General features: G+C 73.9%; 4 protein-coding genes and 1 pseudogene. 1 reads left to right on the top strand and 4 read right to left on the bottom strand.

Features of this window, described 5'->3' with window-relative positions; all coding sequences use genetic code 11:
- Nucleotides 1-143: 143 nt before the first annotated feature.
- Both ACWD3C_RS33460 and ACWD3C_RS33455 read right to left on the bottom strand, forming a co-directional pair.
- A complete protein-coding gene (locus ACWD3C_RS33460) occupies nt 144-1457 on the bottom strand; it encodes a hypothetical protein (protein ID WP_451149929.1) in 1314 nt (437 codons plus the stop codon).
- 224 nt (nt 1458-1681) lie between these two features.
- Nucleotides 1682-14170, bottom strand: coding sequence for an amino acid adenylation domain-containing protein (locus ACWD3C_RS33455; RefSeq protein ID WP_451149917.1), 12489 nt, complete (start codon nt 14168-14170; stop codon nt 1682-1684).
- Nucleotides 14171-14329: 159 nt separating this feature from the next.
- Here ACWD3C_RS33455 and ACWD3C_RS33450 point away from each other — a divergent pair, with 159 nt between their 5' ends.
- Nucleotides 14330-14515, top strand: coding sequence for a hypothetical protein (locus ACWD3C_RS33450; RefSeq protein WP_451149916.1), 186 nt, complete (start codon nt 14330-14332; stop codon nt 14513-14515).
- On the opposite strand, the gene ACWD3C_RS33445 is transcribed toward ACWD3C_RS33450, so the two are convergent.
- The gene (locus ACWD3C_RS33445; protein WP_451149915.1) at nt 14505-16832 is read right to left on the bottom strand and encodes a beta-alanine-activating enzyme beta-propeller domain-containing protein; all 2328 of its coding nucleotides are present in this window, start codon (nt 16830-16832) and stop codon (nt 14505-14507) included. The genes ACWD3C_RS33450 and ACWD3C_RS33445 overlap by 11 nt on opposite strands.
- A 236-nt stretch (nt 16833-17068) precedes the next feature.
- A pseudogene (locus ACWD3C_RS33440) lies at nt 17069-17962 on the bottom strand (class I SAM-dependent methyltransferase).
- Between the last annotated feature and the right edge of the window lie 103 nt (nt 17963-18065).

The raw sequence follows: 18065 nt of genomic DNA, 5'->3' as shown, positions 1-18065 counted from the left end.
GCAGGCCCACTTCCCGCTCCTTGGGGCCGCGGCAACAGTGCGTGTTCTGGACGCTGTTGGTGCTCTGCAGCCGCCCGGATCAGTCCGGATCAGTATGAGCAGCACCGGGCGGGGTGTGATCGCCTCTCCGGTCGGTGTGCCGACTACCGGTTGCGGCCTTCGCACACGGACCAGACCTCTTCCAGGAGTGCCGGGTAGTCCTCGCCGTAGGCGGCCACGGCGGCGTAGACCGCGTCGAGGGCCGCTTGGAGCGGGTCGGCTTCGGCGGCGTCGGTCACTGCGGGAACGGCCATGTGAGGCTGCGACATCCGCAGGGACGGGTCCGGAGGACCGGTGGTGATCACCGCTGTGTAACGCGGGGATCCGGTGGGCTGCGGCGCCGAGGGGCCGGGCGGGTGCGGCGATGTCCCGGCGACGGCCGCGGGGCCCACCGTCGGTGGCTGCGGCGCCGGCTGCGGCTTGGGCATGGCCGTGGGTGTGCCGGGGGCGGCGGGCGGCCGGAAAGGCGGCCGCTCGGGTTCGACCGCACAGCCGACGGTCCGGTCGGGGACACGAGGGTCGCGGTCCAGAGTCCGCCACAGGTGTGCGGGATCGTCGAAGGGCGGGGGCAGCGGGCGTCCCTCGGCGAGGGCGGTGAGCGCGTCGGCGACCCAGTCGAGGCCGGCGATCCCTGCCGCGGTGCACGCACGGCGGGCCGCGAGCAGAGCCACCGTGCGCTGGGTCTCGGGGCCCGCGGCGTCGAGGGCGTGGACCAGGGCCGGGTCGAAGCGGAGCAAGCCGCGGACGTTGCCGCCGACCTGGCGCAGGGTCTCGCTCGGCAGCTGCCCGCCCCACTCCCATCTCTCCCGGGCCAACCGCCGCTCCCGGTCGGCCTGTTCCTGTGCGAGGCGGGCCAGACGTTCGGCTTCGGCGCGCTCGGCGGGTGTGGGAGGCGGTGGCTGGCTGCGGGCGTAGTCGTGCCGGTAGGCGGCGGTCTCCGAGGCCTGCCGCAGCACGCGGTCCGGCCCGGGCGGGGCGGGCCAGAACTGCAGGAGGTACCGGTCCACCTGCGGTTCCTCGTCCAGTCTGGTGTCCTGCTGCCTGGCCCGGTCCATGCCCTGGGCGCTGTAGCGCACGCGGTAATCGGTCTCTTCCAGGTCCAGCTCCCAGCTGTCCTCCCCCGCCCACTCCATGAGCACGCTGTGCGCCGACAGCGGGCGGAAGGACACCTCCACGACGTCCTCCCACACCGGGTCCAACGGCGGTGCCTGGTCGTGGACTTCGACAGTGAAACCGACGTTGCCCGTGTGCAGCCCGGTCGTCAGCCACAGCGCGCCGGGTATCGCGGCCCCGCACAGTCCACTTTCCTGGCCGGCGAAGGCCTCCTTGAGATCCGGGCCGAAGCTGTCCGGATCGCTTTCGACGTAGATCTGGCCGTAGTGGACGTGTACCTCGCCATCGATTGGCCTGCGCACCATCACTCCCTCCCCGACATGGGCGTCCGCCGGATGCGGCAACTCGACGACTGCGCCGGCCATGTCACTGACGGTGCCGGCGTCGCTGGTACGGCGCCGGGCCTCGGCCATGGCCTCCTCCAGCGTCGGTCGGGGGCGGATAGTACATGACAGCCGTGGCGTGTGTCCCCCGTCGCGCCCCGGGCTCGCTCGCGCATGCATGCCGCGCGGCCACCCGGCCGCCCCCGTCAGCGCAAGGCGTCAAGCGCCTCCTGAGTGATGACGTGATCGACGAGGTGCAGCGGGGCGGCGCGGATCCCTGCGGCCTCGGCCGCGTCCCAGTGGGCGAGGGCGCGCGGCAGATCGACGAGGCCGTGGATCAGGGGCAGTTGGGTCCCGTGGTGCGACTCGGCGCGGCCGGGGGCGGTGAGACGGGCGTGGAGCAGTGACTCCAGACGGCATGAGGCGAGGGTGCCGGGGAGCCCGGTCCGGGCGGTGGCGGCGCCCGCGCTCGCCGCGGCCGGAAGGTCCCCGGCCGGCCGGGTCCGGACGGGGTCGAGGGCGAGCAGGCCGCCGCCGACCACGAGAACGTCCTGGTGGTTCTTCATGCGGTCCAGGGCCCGTGCGGTGTCGAAGCAGTGCGGGAAGGAGTCGTCGACGACGATCGCGCCGGGCCTCAGTCGGTCGATGCCGAGGAGTGCGGTGGCACCACTGACCGCGGTGACGATCACGTCGGCCTCGTAGACCGCGTCCGGGAGGGCGCCTCCGGACCCGGCGGTCTCGATGACCTCGATGGGCACCGCTGGTCCGTGGGCGGACAGGTCGGCCGCGAGCCGCTGGAGCCGTGCGGTGCTGCCCTCGACGTCGCACAGCAGCAGCCGGGCCGGCGGGCGGTGCGCCGTGGCGAGGAGCAGCCGCAGCGACGACGTGCCGATGGAGCCGCATCCGACCACCGCGAGGGACAGGTCCTCAAGGTGGCGGCCGGTCGCCGCGAGCGCGGCGTGGACGGTCTTGGCGACGGCGACGGTCGTCGCGGCGTGGCCGGTGGTGAGCGCCGCGGTCGTCGTGGTCTCCCGCAGGACGTCGTAGCCGTAGCCGGTCAGGGAGGGGATCATGCCGGCGAGGGAGACGCAGCGCGCGCCGAGGGAGGCGGCGTGCTCGACGGCCCGGGCGGTGCGGGCGGCCAGGCCGCCGCCAGAGGCCAGTTCGTCGGCGAACAAGGGGAGGGCCACAAAACCGGAGCTGCCGAGCGGGGTGATGGCCGTCTCCAGCAGGCGGGCGCGGCCTTCCGGGAACAGCAGGGCGCGTATGTGGTCCCGGTCGAGGGCCTCCTGCGGCAGTCCGGCGAACGTGGCGAGGTCGCGGGGGGCGGGCAGGTATCCCACGAGAGCGGCGTCGAGGCCGTCCCGGCGGGTGCGTCGGGGCGAACGGCCACCCGTGCCGGGGCTTCGCCCTGCGCCCGGGCGGCTGGGATTCTCGTACGGCTGGGAGGGAGCCGTTTGCGCGTCCGCGGCGGCAGGGCCGCGCGGCGCCGGGATCGCCGCACGCCCATCCCCGTCAGCAGGCCCGCGCGGTGACTCCCTCTCAGGGAACCCGTCCCGGCCCTCTTCGCGCAGCGCCTCTCGCAGTTGCTGTCGTATCGTCTCGGCGAAACCGGTGAGCTCGTGGGGTGTGAATGCCGCCGCCGAGGCCCGCACGGTCACACGCAGCGCTTCGCCGGTCGCGGTCGGACCGGCGGCCAGGAACACGTCGGTGCCCGCGGGAGGAAGGGCGAGGGCGGTGCCGGAGTCGTCCGTGTGCAGCGTCAGGGAGCCGTCGGGCAGGGAGTCGTCGGGCAGGGGGCCCAGGGCCTGGAAGTCGAGGTAGGTGAAGAAGAACTGGGCCGTGCGCGGCAGTCCCGCGGGCGTGCGCAGGTCGGTGGGTCCTTCAGCCCTGGCCGCGACCGTCTCCGCGGCGATCCGTGCCAGGTCCTCGCCGAAGGCGGGCGTGCGGTGTTCGCCGGACGGGGCGGCCGGGCGCAGCGCCACCGCTTCGGCGAACGGGCCGAACACCCGGTGCGCGTCGGCCGTGGACTCCTCGCGCCCGCTGACGGCGAGCCCGAGCACCAGGTCGCGCCGGCCGGTGAGTTCGGCGAGGGCGCGGTAGTACGCGGTGAGCAGGGGCGCGTGCAGGGTGCAGCGCGCGGCCAGGGCGAGGCGGCGTAGATCCCGGGTCGTGGCGGTGTCGAGTGTGAAGGCCGTCGTGTGGAACGCCGGTGAGTAGTCGGCGCCCACGGTGGTCTTCGTGGTCTGTGCGTGCAGGGCGGGCGGTGTGTAGGGGGCGTTGTGGCGTGCGCGGTACTCCTCGGCCTGCGGGCCGGGGGGTCGGGTGCGCCCGGTGGCGAGGGCGACATGGTCGCGGAAGGTGCTGTGCAGGGGCGGCAGGCCGTGCGGCAGACCTCGGGCGAGCCGGTCGTACACGGTGAGCAGTTCGCGGGCGAGCAGGGCCGCGCTGTAGCCGTCGCCGATGAGGTGGTGCGCGTGGACGAAGAGTACGTGCTCGTCGGGTGCCAGGGTGAACAGCCGTAGGCGCAGCAGCGGCCAGGCCCAGGGTTCGAGCCGGCGCCGTGCTTCCTCTGCGGTGCGGTGCTCCAGCAGGTCGGGGTGGGTGAGGGTCTCCGTCTCGACGGGCAGGCGCAGTGAGGGCGGCAGCTCCTGCTGTACGGGCGGGCGGGCACCGGCGGGGAACATGGTCCGCAGCATGGGGTGGCGCTCCACCAGTACGTCGACGGCGTGCTGGAGTACGTCGTGATGCAGTCGCCCGCTCAGCCGGAACCGGGCGAGCCAGGCGGAGCCCGCGCCGGGGGTGATGGTCTCGGCGAGGAGGAATCCCCTCTGGGAAGGGGTGAGGGGGTAGGGGGCGAAAGGGGCGTCGGGCTGCGGGGAAGCGGGGGCGGGGGCCGGTTCGGTGGCGGCGAGGGCCGCCGGGGACTCCGCCTGTCGTTCCGCTTGTTCCGCGGCGGCGTCGAGGGCCGCCGCGAGTGCGCCGAGCGTGCGGTGGGTGTAGATGGCTGTCGGGCGGGGGACGGCTGGCAGTTCCTGGCGCAGCCGGGCGAAGAGTTCCAGTACCAGGATGGAGTCGCCGCCGAGTGCGAAGAAGTCGTCCTCCCGGGAGACGTCCGGTACGTCCAGCAGTGCCGACCAGATGCGGGCCAGGGTGTCTTCGGTGGTGGTCGCGGGGGTGGGTTCGGGTCGGGACGGCTCCGGGTTGCGGTGCGCCGGCCGGTCATCGCCGTATGTGTCCTCGGCTTCGACGGCCAGTCGAACGCGGTCGGTCTTGCCGGTGCCGGTCAGTGGGAGCGCCGGGACCGGGCAGATCCGCGCTGGCAGCATGTACGAGGGCAGGGCGCGGGAGAGGCGGGCGCGCACCTCGCGGACGTCGGGCGCGTCCGAGCCGGGCCGGGACTCGACGTAGGCCACGAGACGTCCGTCCTGGAGCAGTACGGCAGCGCGGGAGATGTCCGGATGGTTCGTCAGCGCGGCCTCGACCTCGCCGAGTTCCACCCGGTGGCCGCGGACCTTGACCTGGTCGTCGAGGCGCCCGAGGAACTCCAGTACGCCGTCCGGCCGTTGGCGGACGCGATCGCCGCTGCGGTACCAGCGGCGGCCGTCGCGCTCGATGAAGGCCGCCGCGGTGAGCTGGGGTTCGCCGAGGTAGCCGGGCGTCAGTCCCACCCCGCCGATCAGCAGTTCGCCTGCCTCGCCGGGCCGGCACGGGCTGCCGTCCTCGGCGACGACGGCCAGTTCGCAGCCGGCCACCGGCCGGCCTATCGGCAGCTGCGTCACGTCGTCGGCCGGCCGGGTGTCGATGATGTGGCAGGTGGCGTTGATGGTGGCTTCGGTGGGCCCGTACAGGTTGGAGACGCGGTGATCCGGTCGGCGGCCCCCGCAGGTGTCGAGCAGGTCGAACCAGCGGCGTACGTGTGCGGCGGGCAGTGCCTCGCCGCCGACGTGGACCCAGCGCAGGGCCGACAGGTCCGGGGGTGTCCCGTCCTGCCGCACCCTCGTCTCGGCGGCGGTCAGCAGCCGTTCCCACAGCGTGGGCACCGAGCTCCACACCGTGATCCGGTCCGCCACCACGCGGTCCAGCAGCGCTTCGGGATCGCGCAGCAAGTCCCGGGTGAGGGTGTGGATGGTGGCGCCGGCCAGCAGCGGTGCCAGCAACTGGCGTACGGAGGCGTCGAAGCAGAGGGACGCCGTCTGTATGAGGCGGTCCCCGGGGCCGTAACCGAAGGTGGACAGTGACCAGTCGAGGTAGTTGAGCATGGACCGGTGGGTGATCGGGACGGCCTTGGGGCGGCCGGTGGAACCCGAGGTGAAGATCACGTAGGCGGTCGCGTCGGGGGCAGCGGGTGGCAGCCGGTCCGGGGACGGTGTGGCCGCGACGGGTGCCGGGTCGTCGGCCGCGACCAGGGTTACGGCGCCCAGCGCGGCGGCGGTTTCGCGGGTGGCCGAGTGGCAGACCAGCACACGGGCCCCGGTGCGGTGCACCTGGTCGTTGAGCCGGGCGACGGGGTGGGCGGCGTCCAGGGGCACCCAGCCGGCGCCCGCTCTCAGGATGCCGACCACGCCGACGACGGTGTCCGGGCCGGGTTCGGTGAGCAGTCCGACCAGGTCGCCGGGGCGTACGCCGCTCGCCCGCAGCCGGGCGGCGAGGGCTCGGGAGGCGTCGTCGAGGTCGGCGTAGGTGAGCGTGGTGCCGCCGGTGTCGACGGCGACGGCGCGGGCTGTCGTACGGAACCGGGCGCGCAGGCGGTCCACGATCCCGTCGGACAGCCCGTCGGACGCCGCTGCCGTCCCCGGCGTCGACGCGCGGGCCGGTTCTGCTACCGGTTCCGCAGCAGGCGCCGCCGTGAACTCCTCTGCGGCGGCACGCAGTTCGGTCAGGTACTCGTCGGCGAGACGCGCCACGGTCTCGCGCCGGAAGAGGCGGGCGGGGTGGTTCCAGGAGAAGCGCAGGGTCACGTCGGCTTCCCAGCACAACAGCCCGAGCCGGGTCGCGGCGGAGGCGGTGGCCGCCGCGGTCGGGGTCACGGTGACCGGCCAGTCGCGCCCGTGGTGCACGGGGAAACGGGCGAAGCTGAACCCTGCCGGGGCCACCGTGCGCGGGGCGGGACCGCCGGCGGGCAGCAGCGCGGCGAGGTCGGGGCTGCTGAGGGTCGCGTGGGACTCCGCCTCGCGCCAGATCCGCTCCAGCCGCCGGGCCAGTACGGTCACCGGCTCGCCGCGGTCGACGGCGGCGAACACCGGCAGGGTGTCGGCGAGCGGCCCCACGAGGCGGTCGATGCCAGGCAGGGGTGCCTCGCGGCGGGAACGGGCCACGTTGACGGCGACGGCCCGTTCGCCGCTCCAGCGCGCCAGGCAACGGCAGTACACCGCGAGCAGCAGGTGGAAGAGGGAGACGCCGTGCCGGGCGGCCGTCTCGCGCAGCGCTGCCGTCAACGATGCGTCGATGCCGGTCTGGTGGTGGGTGAGCGGCGGGGCGGGGAGTGCTTCGGGATCGCCGTCGTAGGGCAGGGCCGGGGCCGGGGTCGGGGTCCCGGTCGTGAGCGTGGGTGTGTTCGTCGTGGCCGCTGTGTGCTCGGTGAGCCGCTCCCGCCAGTACTGCTGGTCCCGGGTGAAGGCCGCCGACTGCCGCTCGGCGGTGACGTGGGCGGCGTAGTCGGCGAACTCGGCCCGTGGCGGGGCGAGTTCGGGGGTGCGGCCGTGGACGAGCGCGGTGTAGAGCTCCCAGAGTTCCTCGCCGAGGACCTTGAGGCTGAAGCCGTCCGCGACGCTGTGGTGGACGACAAGGAGCAGGTGCGCGAGGTGTGCGTGCTCGCGTATGAGGACGGCGCGCACGGGGTCTTCGGCGGTCAGGTCGAACGGGCGGTTGCACAGCTCCTGTTCGAGGGCTGCCGGTGGCGTCGTGACGTCGTGCACCTCGTACCAGCGGGGCGCGCGGTCGGTGGGAGCTGCGGGTGTGGCGTACTGGCGCGGCGCCGTGACGTCCCGGGTGGTCCGCAGACGCAGCATGGAGTGGCGCGCGGCGAGGTGGGCGAGCGCTCGGCCGAGGAGATCGGAGTCGAGGGGACCGTTGATGGTCTGGCGTACGTAGCCGTAGGCGGTGACGCCTTCGTGCAGCGCCTCGGTGGTGAGGAAGGCGCGTTGGACGGGGGTGAGGGGGCGGGGGGTGTCTTCCTCCTGGCCGCTGTCCGCGGCAGAGGGAGTGTGGGGCGTCTGTGTGCCCGGGTGAGATGTCCAGGTGCCCAGGTGGGAGACGAGTTCGCCGATCGTCCGGTACTCGAAGAGCAGCGTGGCCGGCAGGGGCAGCCCGAGTTCCGTCTCCAGTCGGCGCGCGAGGTCGACTGCGGTCAGGGAGTCCAGTCCGAGGGTGAGGAACTGCTCGTCGTCGCCGATGTCCTCCGGGGCTCGGTGCAGTGCCTGGGACAGCAGGCGGCGTACCAGGTCAGTGATGTGCGCGGGGTCGGCCGAGGTGCCGTCGCCCGCCGGGACGGGGGGTACGAGGGTTGTGGGTCCGGCCATCGCCGGAGGCGCGTCCGCGGCAAAGCTCCCGCTCGCAGGCGTGGATGTCGCCGGAGGCGTCGTCACCAGCAGGTGCGCCGCGTCGGTGGCGACGGCCGTCCGCAGCCCTGCGAGGGCGGCGTGCGTACCCATGGGAGTCAGGCCGCGGGCGCGCAGCCGGGCACCGGTCTGACCGGTCCGCGTTCCGCGGGCGAGTCCCGTGTCGGCGACGGGTCCGAAGCCGACCGCCTGCCAGGGCCGGCCCGCCGCGCGCTCGGCGGCGGCGAAGGCGTCGAGGAAGGCGTTGGCCGCCGCGTAGTCGCCGAGCCCGCCCGCAAGGCCGGGCAGCACCGAGGAGACCGAGGACAAGGCGACGCACACGGCCGGTTCCCGGCCGTGCCGGCGCAGCGCCTCGGCGAGCAGTACGGTGCCCCGTACCTTCGCGGCGAGGACGCCGCCGATCTCTCCTGCCGTCTTGGCCCGCAAGGTGCCCGGCCGAGCCGTACCGGCGGCGTGGAAGACGCCGTCCAGAGGGGGCAGAGCGGCAACGAGTGCGTCGACGGCGGTCGCGTCGGTCACATCGGCCGCGTGGTAGCGAACCCGGGTACCGCGGGCCCGGAGGTCGGCGAGCAGGTCCTGCGGCGCGGTCGCGGACCGTTCGGTCAGGATCACCTCGCGCGCGCCACGGTCGGCCAGGTCGCGCGCGAGGGCGGAACCGAGCCCCCCGGCGCCCCCGGTGATCAGGTACGTGCCCTCCGGCGGCAGTGCGTCGAGCGCCGCAGGGGCGTTGGTCACGTCGGTCACGTCGACCGGCGTACGGCTGAGCCTGCGGCCGGCACGCCATGCGACGGTACTGTCCGCGCCCGGCGCGTGGCCCGCGGACAGCTCGCGTTCCAGTGCGTCGAGGCGGGTGTCGAGGGTGTCGTGGGAGGACAGGTCCACGGCACGGGAGGCGAGTCCGGGGTGCTCCTCGGGCAGGGCCAGCGCGAAGCCGTGCAGCAGTGCCTGCGCCGGTGCCGGGTGCTCGGGTGCGGCACCGGTGACGTACACGTCCTCGGTGACCACCAGCAGCCGGGAGCAGCCGGTGGCGATCAGGTCCAGCACCCGGGACAGGGACGGCAGCGCGGAACTCTGGGCGGCGGCCACGGACTTGTGGCTTCCGCTTCCGGCGTCCTCCCCGCCCAGCCACACCACCGTGTCGGGCGGGGCCGTGCCGGGTTCGTGGGGATCGTCCTGCCCGAGTACCGTCACCCCGCGACCGGCGAGGCGTTCGGCCAAGGCCGGGCCGAGCGGGTGGTCGGCGCCGGTCAACCGCACCACGCGGGGGCCCGGTGCGGGCGTCAGGGGTGCGTCCCGCCAGTCGATGCGCTGGGCGGCGGGTGCCGCGTCGGGCCCCAGCGGCCAGTGGCGGGAGCGGCGGAACGGGTACGTGGGCACGGGCAACCTCGGCCGCCCGGCCCCAGGTGTCTCCTGGCCTGCCGCGCCGTCGAGTGCCGCCCGGTCCAGTGCCGCCCCACGCGTCCACAGCCGACCCGCCGTCTCCAGCAGCCCCCGTACCCCTGCGGCGGATGGACCCTCGCCACTGCTGGTGGCCGAGGAATCCACAGCCGTCAGCACCGTCACGTCGGAGGTTCCCGAGGCGTGCGCGGCGGCGGCCGAATGGACCGCCCCGCCCAGTGAGTTCCCGGGGCCGAGCTCCACGAAGGTGTCGTAGCCCTCGTCCAGGAGCCTCGCCACCGCCGTGCCGAACCTCACCGGCCGTACCGCGTGTTCCCCCCAGTACTCGGGGGTGAGGCCGGGCCGCCACTCACCGGTGACCGTGCTCAGCATCGGTACGGCCGCCGGTCGTACCGTCAGGGTCTTCGCCGCGTCCCCCAGAGGCGCGAGGACCGGCTCCAGCATCGGCGAGTGGAAGGCATGGGAGACACTGAGCCTCCGCGCGGCCACACCACGCCTCGTCAGTTCCGCGACGGCGCGGTCGACGGCGTCCTCGGCGCCGGACAGCACCACCTGCGCCGGCCCGTTGACGGCGGCCACGCACAGCGCGCCACCGGACGCGGCGACGAGTTCGGCGACGGTGTCCTCGTCGCCCCTGACGGCGGCCATGGCTCCCCGGGCGGCGACCGAGCCCACCAGGCGCCCGCGCTCGGCGGCGAACCCCACTGCTTCGGCGAGGGGCAGCGCACCGGAGACACACGCGGCCGCCACCTCGCCGACGCTGTGGCCGACGACCGCGTCGGCCGTCACGCCCCACTCGGCCAGCTGCCGGGCCAGCCCCACCCCGAACGCCACGAGCAGCGGCTGTGCCACCTCCGTCCTGGCCAGCTCGGCCGGGTCCACGCCGGGATCGAGGCACCACTGCGCGAGCGAGCGCCCGAGGACCGGGCCCGTCAGCGAGGAGGCCTCGTCCAGGACGTCGCGGAACACCGGGGCCGTCCGGTACAGGGCACGGCCCTGACCGGGACGCTGTGCCCCCTGGCCGGGCAGCAGGAACACCGTCCGCGGGCGGGACCGGGTGACGGTACCCGCCCCTGCGGCAGTGTCGAGACGGTCGGCGAGGTCACCCTCGGCGACGAGCGCGAGGCGGTGCGGACCGTCGTCGCGTGCGGTGTTGACGGCGGCGCAGACCTCGGCCTCGTCCAGTTCCGGGTGTGTCCGCAGGTACGAGGCCAGGTCGGAGGCGGCGGCCCGCAGGGCGTCGGCGCTCCGGGCCGACAGCGTCAGCAGGTGCGGCCCGTACGGCTCGTCGGCGTCGGCACGCGAGGGAGTGTCCCTCCGGTCCCTGCCGTTCTCCCGTTCCCTCCGGGGCGCCTCCTCAAGAACGGCGTGCGCGTTGGTGCCGCCGAAACCGAACGCGTTGACGCCCGCGACCAGCGGGCCGGGGACGCCGGGGACGCTCCAGTCCCGGTGCTCGGTGACGAGTTCGAAGCCGGGCGCGACACGTGCCAGGTACGACGCGGGCGCGGTGCCGTGCGGGAACGGCGGCAGTTGCCGGTGCTGAAGCGCCAGAACCACCTTGACCAGGCCGGGCATGCCCGCCGCGTTGAGCAGGTGGCCGAGGTTCGCCTTGACCGAACCGAGCAGTCGCGCACGGCCGTCCGCGCGCGGCGGGAAGGCGTGGCCGAGCGACTGTGCCTCGACAGGGTCGCCGACCGGGGTGCCGGTGCCGTGCGCCTCCACGTAGGACACGGCGTCCGGGTCGATGCCGCTCTCGCGGTAGGCCTGGGTGATGACCTCGCGCTGGGTGCGCGGGTTGGGGGCGAGCAGGCTGAGCGACCGGCCGTCGTTGTTCACCGCCGTGCCGCGCACGAGGGCGAGCACCGGGTCGTCGTCCCGCCGCGCGTGGTCCAGGCGTGCGAGGACGATGGCAGCTCCGCCCTCCCCCGGCACGATTCCGTCGGCGGCGGCATCGAAGGGGCGGCTGCCGCCGGTCGGGGACAGCGCGCCCGCGCGCTCCAGCAGCCGGTGGCCGGTGGAGGTGAGGGCCAGCTGGACGCCGCCCACCACGGCGAGATCGCATTCGCCGGACTCCAGGCTGCGCCGCGCCAGATGGAGCGCCACGAGCGCCGACGAGCAGGCGGTGTCCACCGCGAGGGCGGGGCCGTCGAGGTCGAGGGCCTGAGAGACGCGGGCGGCGATCAGGTTCGGCAGGTTGCCGGTGAGCGCGGCCGGGTGGCGGGCGAGGTCTCCGTCCGCCGCGTCGGTCAGGATCTCCCGGTATCCGCTGTCGCCTACGGCGGCGAACACTCCGACCCTGCGGCCGGTGCGTCGCGGCCCCGCGTATCCGGCACGCTCCAGGGCTTCGTGGGCCAGTTCCAGGAAGATCCGGGCCTGCGGGTCGGTGGCGCGTGCCTCCTCGTCGTCCATGCCGAAGAAGGCGGCGTCGAAGGCCGCGGGGTCGGCGAGGAAGGAACCGAAGCGGGCGGGGGCGTCAGTGGCACTGCCCCAGCGGCCCTCAGGTATCGCGGTGACGGTGTCGCGGCCGGCCGCGAGCAGTTCCCAGAAGGCCTCGGGCGTCTCGGCCCCGGGAAAGCGGCAAGCCGTGGCGAGGACTGCCAGCGGCTGCTGCCCCGGGCCCTCGGAGGAGGGCTCCAGCGCCGTCGAGGAGATCGCGCCCGGAGCTGCCGCGAGCTGTGTCAGCACATGCCCGGCGAGCGCGGCCACGGTGTCGTGGTCCCGCAGGACGCGGGGCTCCACGGTGACGGAGAAGGCGTCCTCGATCCCGGCGAGTACCGCCATCGCCTTCAGTGACGACCCGCCCAGGTCGAAGAACCGGTCGTCGAGGCCTATGCGCGTCGGAGCGAGGTCCAGCGTGCGTGCCCAGATGCCCAGGAGAACGTCCTCCACTTCCCGGCGCGCACGCGGCACGCCCGCCTCCCCATGCGCGTGCCGCGTCTTCGTCTCCCCCGCCGTCTCCCCCACCGGCCCGTCCTCCCGAACCGAGGCAGCCGTCACAGCCCCCGAGAAGACGCCCTCCCCGGTACCGCTCGGCGTCCCCCGGGCCGGTACGGCCTCGGCCCGCGCCCCCGACAACCGCGCCTCGACCGCACCGTAGGCACCGGACTCGAAGCGCGTGCGCATCAGCCCCCGCCGCAACTTGCCGCTGGTCGTACGGGGAAACGCGCCGGGCGGCAGGGGCAGCACCCGTACGTCGTCGTGCCCCAGCGCCTCCCGGACGCGGGCCGCCGCCGCACGGAGAACCCGAAGGGCGGTCGTCATCGGTGGGCGCGCCCACTGCACGAAGACCACGACCCGTTCGGCGCCGGTGTCCGGGTCGGTGGACCCGATCGCCGCCGTGGTGCCCGCAGGCAGTCCCGGGGTGGCGGCGACGGTCTCCTCGATGTCGGACGCGTGGAAGGTGCGGCCGCCGACGAAGACGACGTCCTTGTGCCGGCCGGTGACGCACAGGCGGCCCTCGTTCAGGAAGCCGAGGTCCCCGGTGCGCAGCCAGCCGTCGCGGAACGCGGTCTCGCTCGCTTCGAGGGAACGGTGGTAGCCGCGCGCCACTTGAGGGCCACGTACCTCGATGTGGCCGACGCGCCGGTCGCCGAGTTGCCCGCCGGAGTCGTCCGTGACGCGGACCTCACAGTCCGGGACGGGACGGCCGACGTCCATCAGTTCGACGGCGTGCGGGCCGGGTTCGGCGGGGACGGCCCGGCCGCGGCTCAGCGCCCCACGGTCCAGTACCAACGGCTCGGCGGCCTCCCCGAGCGGGGGCACGGTCACGGCGAGCGTGGCCTCGGCCAGCCCGTACACGGGAAGCGGGGCCGTGGCGTCCAGCCCGGCCGGTCGCGCCGCGGCGGTGAACTCCCGCCAGACGCGCGGTGCGATGGGCTCCGCCCCCACGAGCAGCAGCCGTACCGAACTCAGATCCAGTGCGGACCAGGTGCTCTCCGGCACCCGCCGCACGGCCAGGGACAGGGCGAAGTTCGCCGCGGACAGCAGGGTCGCCCGGTGCCGTGCCGCCGCCTCCAGCCACCGGGCCGGACGCTTGGCGAAGGACAGCGGTTCCAGTCGTACTTGCTTCAGGCCCGCCGCCATGGGGACGAGGTGGGTGCCGATCAGGCCCATGTCGTGGAAGTACGGCATCCAGCTCGCCAGCACGTCGGCGGAGGTGATGGCCATCGCGGTACGGATCTGCCGGAGGTTGGCCAGTACGGCGCCGTGGGTGAGCTCCACGCCCTTCGGGGCGCCGGTGCTGCCGGAGGAGAACTGCAGGAACGCGATGTCCCCCGGGCCGGCCTCGGGCAGCCGACGCGGAGGGCGGCCCTCACGCAACTCGCCCAGCCGCAAATGGCGCACCGGGCCCGGGAGTTCGGCGAACAGGGCTTCGGTGGTGTCGTCCACCATGACGGCGGGCCTGCCCAGCAGTTCCCACACCGGTCCGACGCGGCGCGCGTCCGCGGCGAGCGGTACGGGCACGAGCCCCGCGGCCAGCGCACCCCAGAACATCGGCTGGAAGTTCTCACCGGGGCCGGCGACGATCGGGACGGGGGTGCCGGGCCGAAGTCCCGCGGCCTGCAGGCCGCCTGCGACGCGCAACGCCTCCTCGCGCAGGCGCGCGAAGGTCACGGTGTGCTCGCTGCCGTCCGCGCGGACGTGGACGATGACCTGACGCGGAGCCTCCTCGGCAGCATGCAGCAGGATGTCCAGGAGCGTGACAGCCGTCCTCGCGGCGCCGTTCGAGTCGCTCACCGGCGCACCCCGGCACTACCGACACCCACGGCGGTCCACCGCGCCACGCCGTACCAACAGCGGTACCGGGAAGTCGCCATGCGCCCCTTTACCTCATCTCGCGAGAACCGCGGCCCACCATGCGCCCCTGCCGGCGCCGACGGCCGGACAGGAGCACCGATGACCCACCCCTACTACGACCAGACCCGACCAGCGGTTCACCAACCGCGTATCCCCGCCGAGCTGTTCAAGATCATGCTCGCACAACGGCAGCGTCGCCCTTCGTCTGCCCGGGTTCGGCGGCCCGGTGCCGGAGGGTTCGGCGCGGGCAAGGACGGAGTCGGCCTCGCGGTGTTCAGCGGTTGACCGCGAAGACGGTGCCGCTGTCGTTGCCCACGTACACCGCGTCGCCGGTCGCCGAGGGGGAGGAGCGGATGTCCTCGCCGGTCGGGTACGTCCACAACTGCTTGCCCGTGTCCGTGCGGACGGCGTAGAGGGTGCCGTTCTTGCTGCCGACGTATACGGCGCCGCCGAAGACGGTCGGCGAGGAGTAGACGATATGACCGACGGGGAACTTCCACTTCTGTTGCCCGGTGCCGGCGTCCACGGCGTACAGATTGCCGTCGTCGCTGCCCACGTAGACGACGCCGCCGGCCACCACCGGTGAGGAGCCCACGCCGTCATCGGTGGCGAAGGTCCACAGCGATTCCCCGGTGTCGCAGTTGACGGCGTAGAGATTGCCGTCGTAGCTGCCCGCGTAGACGACGCGGCCGGAGACGGCCGGTGAGGACTTGACGTCGCCGTCCGTGTCGAAGGCCCAGCGGCGCTGTCCGGTCGTCACGTCGACGGCGTAGAGCCGGGAATCCTCGCTGCCCACGTAGACCTTGTTCCAGGCGACCACGGGGGAGGAACGGATACGGCCCTCGGCGACGAACTCCCACTTCTGCTTCCCGGAGCGGGCGTCCACGGCGTACAGGCGGCGGTCGTCGCTGCCGACGTAGACCACTCCCCCGGCGACCACCGGCGAGGAGTTGATCTCTCCCTCGGCGCTGAACTGCCAGCGCTCGTTGCCGGTCGTCACGTCGACGGCGTAGAGGTGGTAGTCGGCGCTGCCGAAGTAGGCCATGCCCCCGGCCACCGCGGGGCGGGTGTAGACACCGTTGCCGGTACGGACCTGCCAGCGCGAATCGCCCGTGTCGGCGTCCAGGGCGTACAGGTTCCCGTCCTTGCTGCCGGCGTACACCAGCCCGCCCGCGGCGAGAACGGCACCGGCCACCGGGCCTCCGGTGCTGTAGGTCCATCTCTGGCTTCCCGGGGTCTGGCCGGTGCCCGGGTCCTTCAGGGTGTCGTTGCCCGAGCCCGTGCCGTGGTCCTTTTCGCCGCGTCCCAGCAGATAGGTGCTCGCGCCGACGGCGGCGACGGTGCCCGCTCCGGCGAGCGCGATCAGCACCCGGCGGCGGGTGGGCGTATCGGCGCCGTGGTCTGCCGTGTCGCCCGGGGCGGGAGGCGTTCCGCTGTCGGCGGGCCCGGGTGACGGCTGTGGCCGCAGCCGCGCGTCGGTGCGGGTGAGTGGACCGCCTGGTGGCCCGGGAACGTCGGAGTAGTGCGGGCCCTCGGGTGCGGCCGGGATCGGCGACCGTCGCGCCTCGGGCGATCCCGCGGTCCGCCCGAGGCGCTCCGGACCCTCCGGGTCCTTGGGCAGACGGGGGTCCACCGTGCTCCCGGCCGGCGCGGTCCGCTGAGCCGACTCCGGTGCCGGGGCCGCGCCGGCCGCCTCGGCGCGGCGCACGGAGGCGGCCACCGGCGCGGGCAGCCAGGCCCCGCCGTGGAAGGCGAGGGTGGTCGTGTCCGCGCCGTGCGCCGCTCCGGGCTGCGGCAGGACGCGGCCGGCGAACTCGGCGAGCAGTTCCGCGACCGCGGGCCGACGTGCGGGGTCCTTGGCCAGGCAGCGGGCCAGGAGCGGGCGCAGCCCCTGGGGGACGGTGGACAGGTCAGGCTCGTCGTGGACCACGCGATAGCCGATGCCGACCGCCGAACCGGAACCGAAGGGGCCCTCGCCGGTGGCCGCGAAGACGAGGACCCCGCCGAGGGTGAACACGTCGGCGGGCACACCGGCACGACCGCCCGTCAGCTGCTCGGGCGCCATGAACGCGGGCGTGCCGACGACGACTCCGCTGCGGGTCAGCGAGCTCGAACCGGCGCTGATCGCGATCCCGAAGTCGATCACCTTGGGCCCGTCGGGGGCCAGCAGCACATTGGAGGGCTTGAGGTCCCGGTGGACGAGGCCCGCGGCATGGATGGCCTGGAGCGCCTCGCTGAGGCCGGCGCCCAGGGCGAGCACCGAGGACTCGGGCAGGGGTCCGTGCCGGGCGACGGTGTCGTCCAGCGAGATGCCCGCGACATGGACGGTGGCGAGCCATGGCGGGTCCCCGTACGGATCCGCGTCGACGACCGCTGCCGTGAACGCCCCGCTCACGGCACGGGCGGCCGCCGCCTCGCGGGCGAACCGCTGCCGGAAGGAAGGATCGTCGGTCAGCTCGGGCCGGATGATCTTCACCGCGATCGCACGGCCGCCCGGTGACCACCCCAGATAGACACGTCCCATCCCGCCCGCTCCGAGGCGGCCCACGATGCGATACGGCCCCACCTGGCGCGGGTCGCTGTTTTCCAACGGTTGTGCCATGTGCTCCCCTGCCCCCCGCCGGAGGGCGCACCGCTCCCCGGTTGTCTGTCCTCGTCCATGATGTCCGGCCGGCACAAGATCTGCACCTCACCATGCGGTCGGACGCAGACCGCGGGCGCCGGGGTTCCCGCTGTCGGCGCCGGATCGCGGCGGCCGGACGAACACCTACCAGGTATCGGACCGTTGACGGCAGCGCCGACAGACTCGCGTCCGGGGCCCCGCGCCCGGGCGCTGACTCACATGAGTGGCCTTCGCGGAGCGGGGCGAGCGACCGGCGGAGGTGCCGGTTCGGCGGGGGCCTTCCACCAGACGACGGCTTCGGTGCTCGGCAGGCGCTCGGAGACCGGCCCGACGGGGAGGCATCCCGCAGGAGTCGACGCAGGTCTGCCTCGAAGTCGTCGCGGCGTGTGCCGAACAGATGCGGAGCCGAGTACGACATGGAGAACACCCCCGCCGACGATGTCGTCGCACGTGCGTTCCAGTGCCTGTCCGCCGGGAATGACATGGCGGTCGGGGCCGGCGAATCCCGCCCGGGTGAAGACCGCTGCCTCACCACCGGGTGTCCCGTGCGGCAGCACGCCCCGGCCGGCTCGTCGGACCGGTCCCAGGTAGTGCCTGACCAGGTCCTCCATGGCCGCGGAGGGCGCGGCCGGATGCGGAAGTCCGTCGACGGTTCGGACCTCCGTCTTCAGGTCGGAGACGTGCACCAGCGCGCCGCCGGGCCGGAGCATGTCCCGGACGGTTGCCGCCACCCGGTCGCGGTCCATCCAGTGGAAGGACTGGCCGAAGGTCGCGACGGTGAAGGTTCCCAGAGCCGCGGGCAGGTCCTCGGCCCGGGCCCGCACCCACTGTGCTTTCCCGGTCACCGCACGCTCGGCGGCCTCGCGAGTGGCTTCGCCGATCATTCCGCTGTCCGGGTCCACGCCCACGATCTCGCCGAACAAGTGCGCCAGGCTCAGTGCAAGGGTGCCCGGTCCGCATCCCACGTCGATGAGGCGTCCTCGCCCGTCCAACTGCAGAGCCCTGGCGAGCGCGTCCGCCAGCCCGGGGGCGTAAGGGAGCCTTCCGCGCCGGTAGTAGGGGGCCGTACCGGAGAACAGCGTGTCGTCCCATTCCCAGTCGGCGGCCATGTCCACCCACCACCCCTCACGGAGATCACATGCCGTTCCGGCGGGCCGATGGTTCCACGGCTTGGTCGGGGTCGAGGCACACGGCCATGGCAGAGGCCCTCTG

The sequence above is a fragment of the Streptomyces sp. NPDC002845 genome, from assembly GCF_053591955.1.
This window is presented reverse-complemented; position numbering and strand designations above follow the sequence as displayed.

Coding starts and splice junctions, on each gene's coding strand:
- ACWD3C_RS33460 (WP_451149929.1), bottom strand. CDS start 1,457: ATGGTGCGCAGGCCAATCGATGGCGAGGTACACGTCCACTACGGCCAG.
- ACWD3C_RS33445 (WP_451149915.1), bottom strand. CDS start 16,832: ATGGCACAACCGTTGGAAAACAGCGACCCGCGCCAGGTGGGGCCGTAT.
- ACWD3C_RS33450 (WP_451149916.1), top strand. CDS start 14,330: ATGACCCACCCCTACTACGACCAGACCCGACCAGCGGTTCACCAACCG.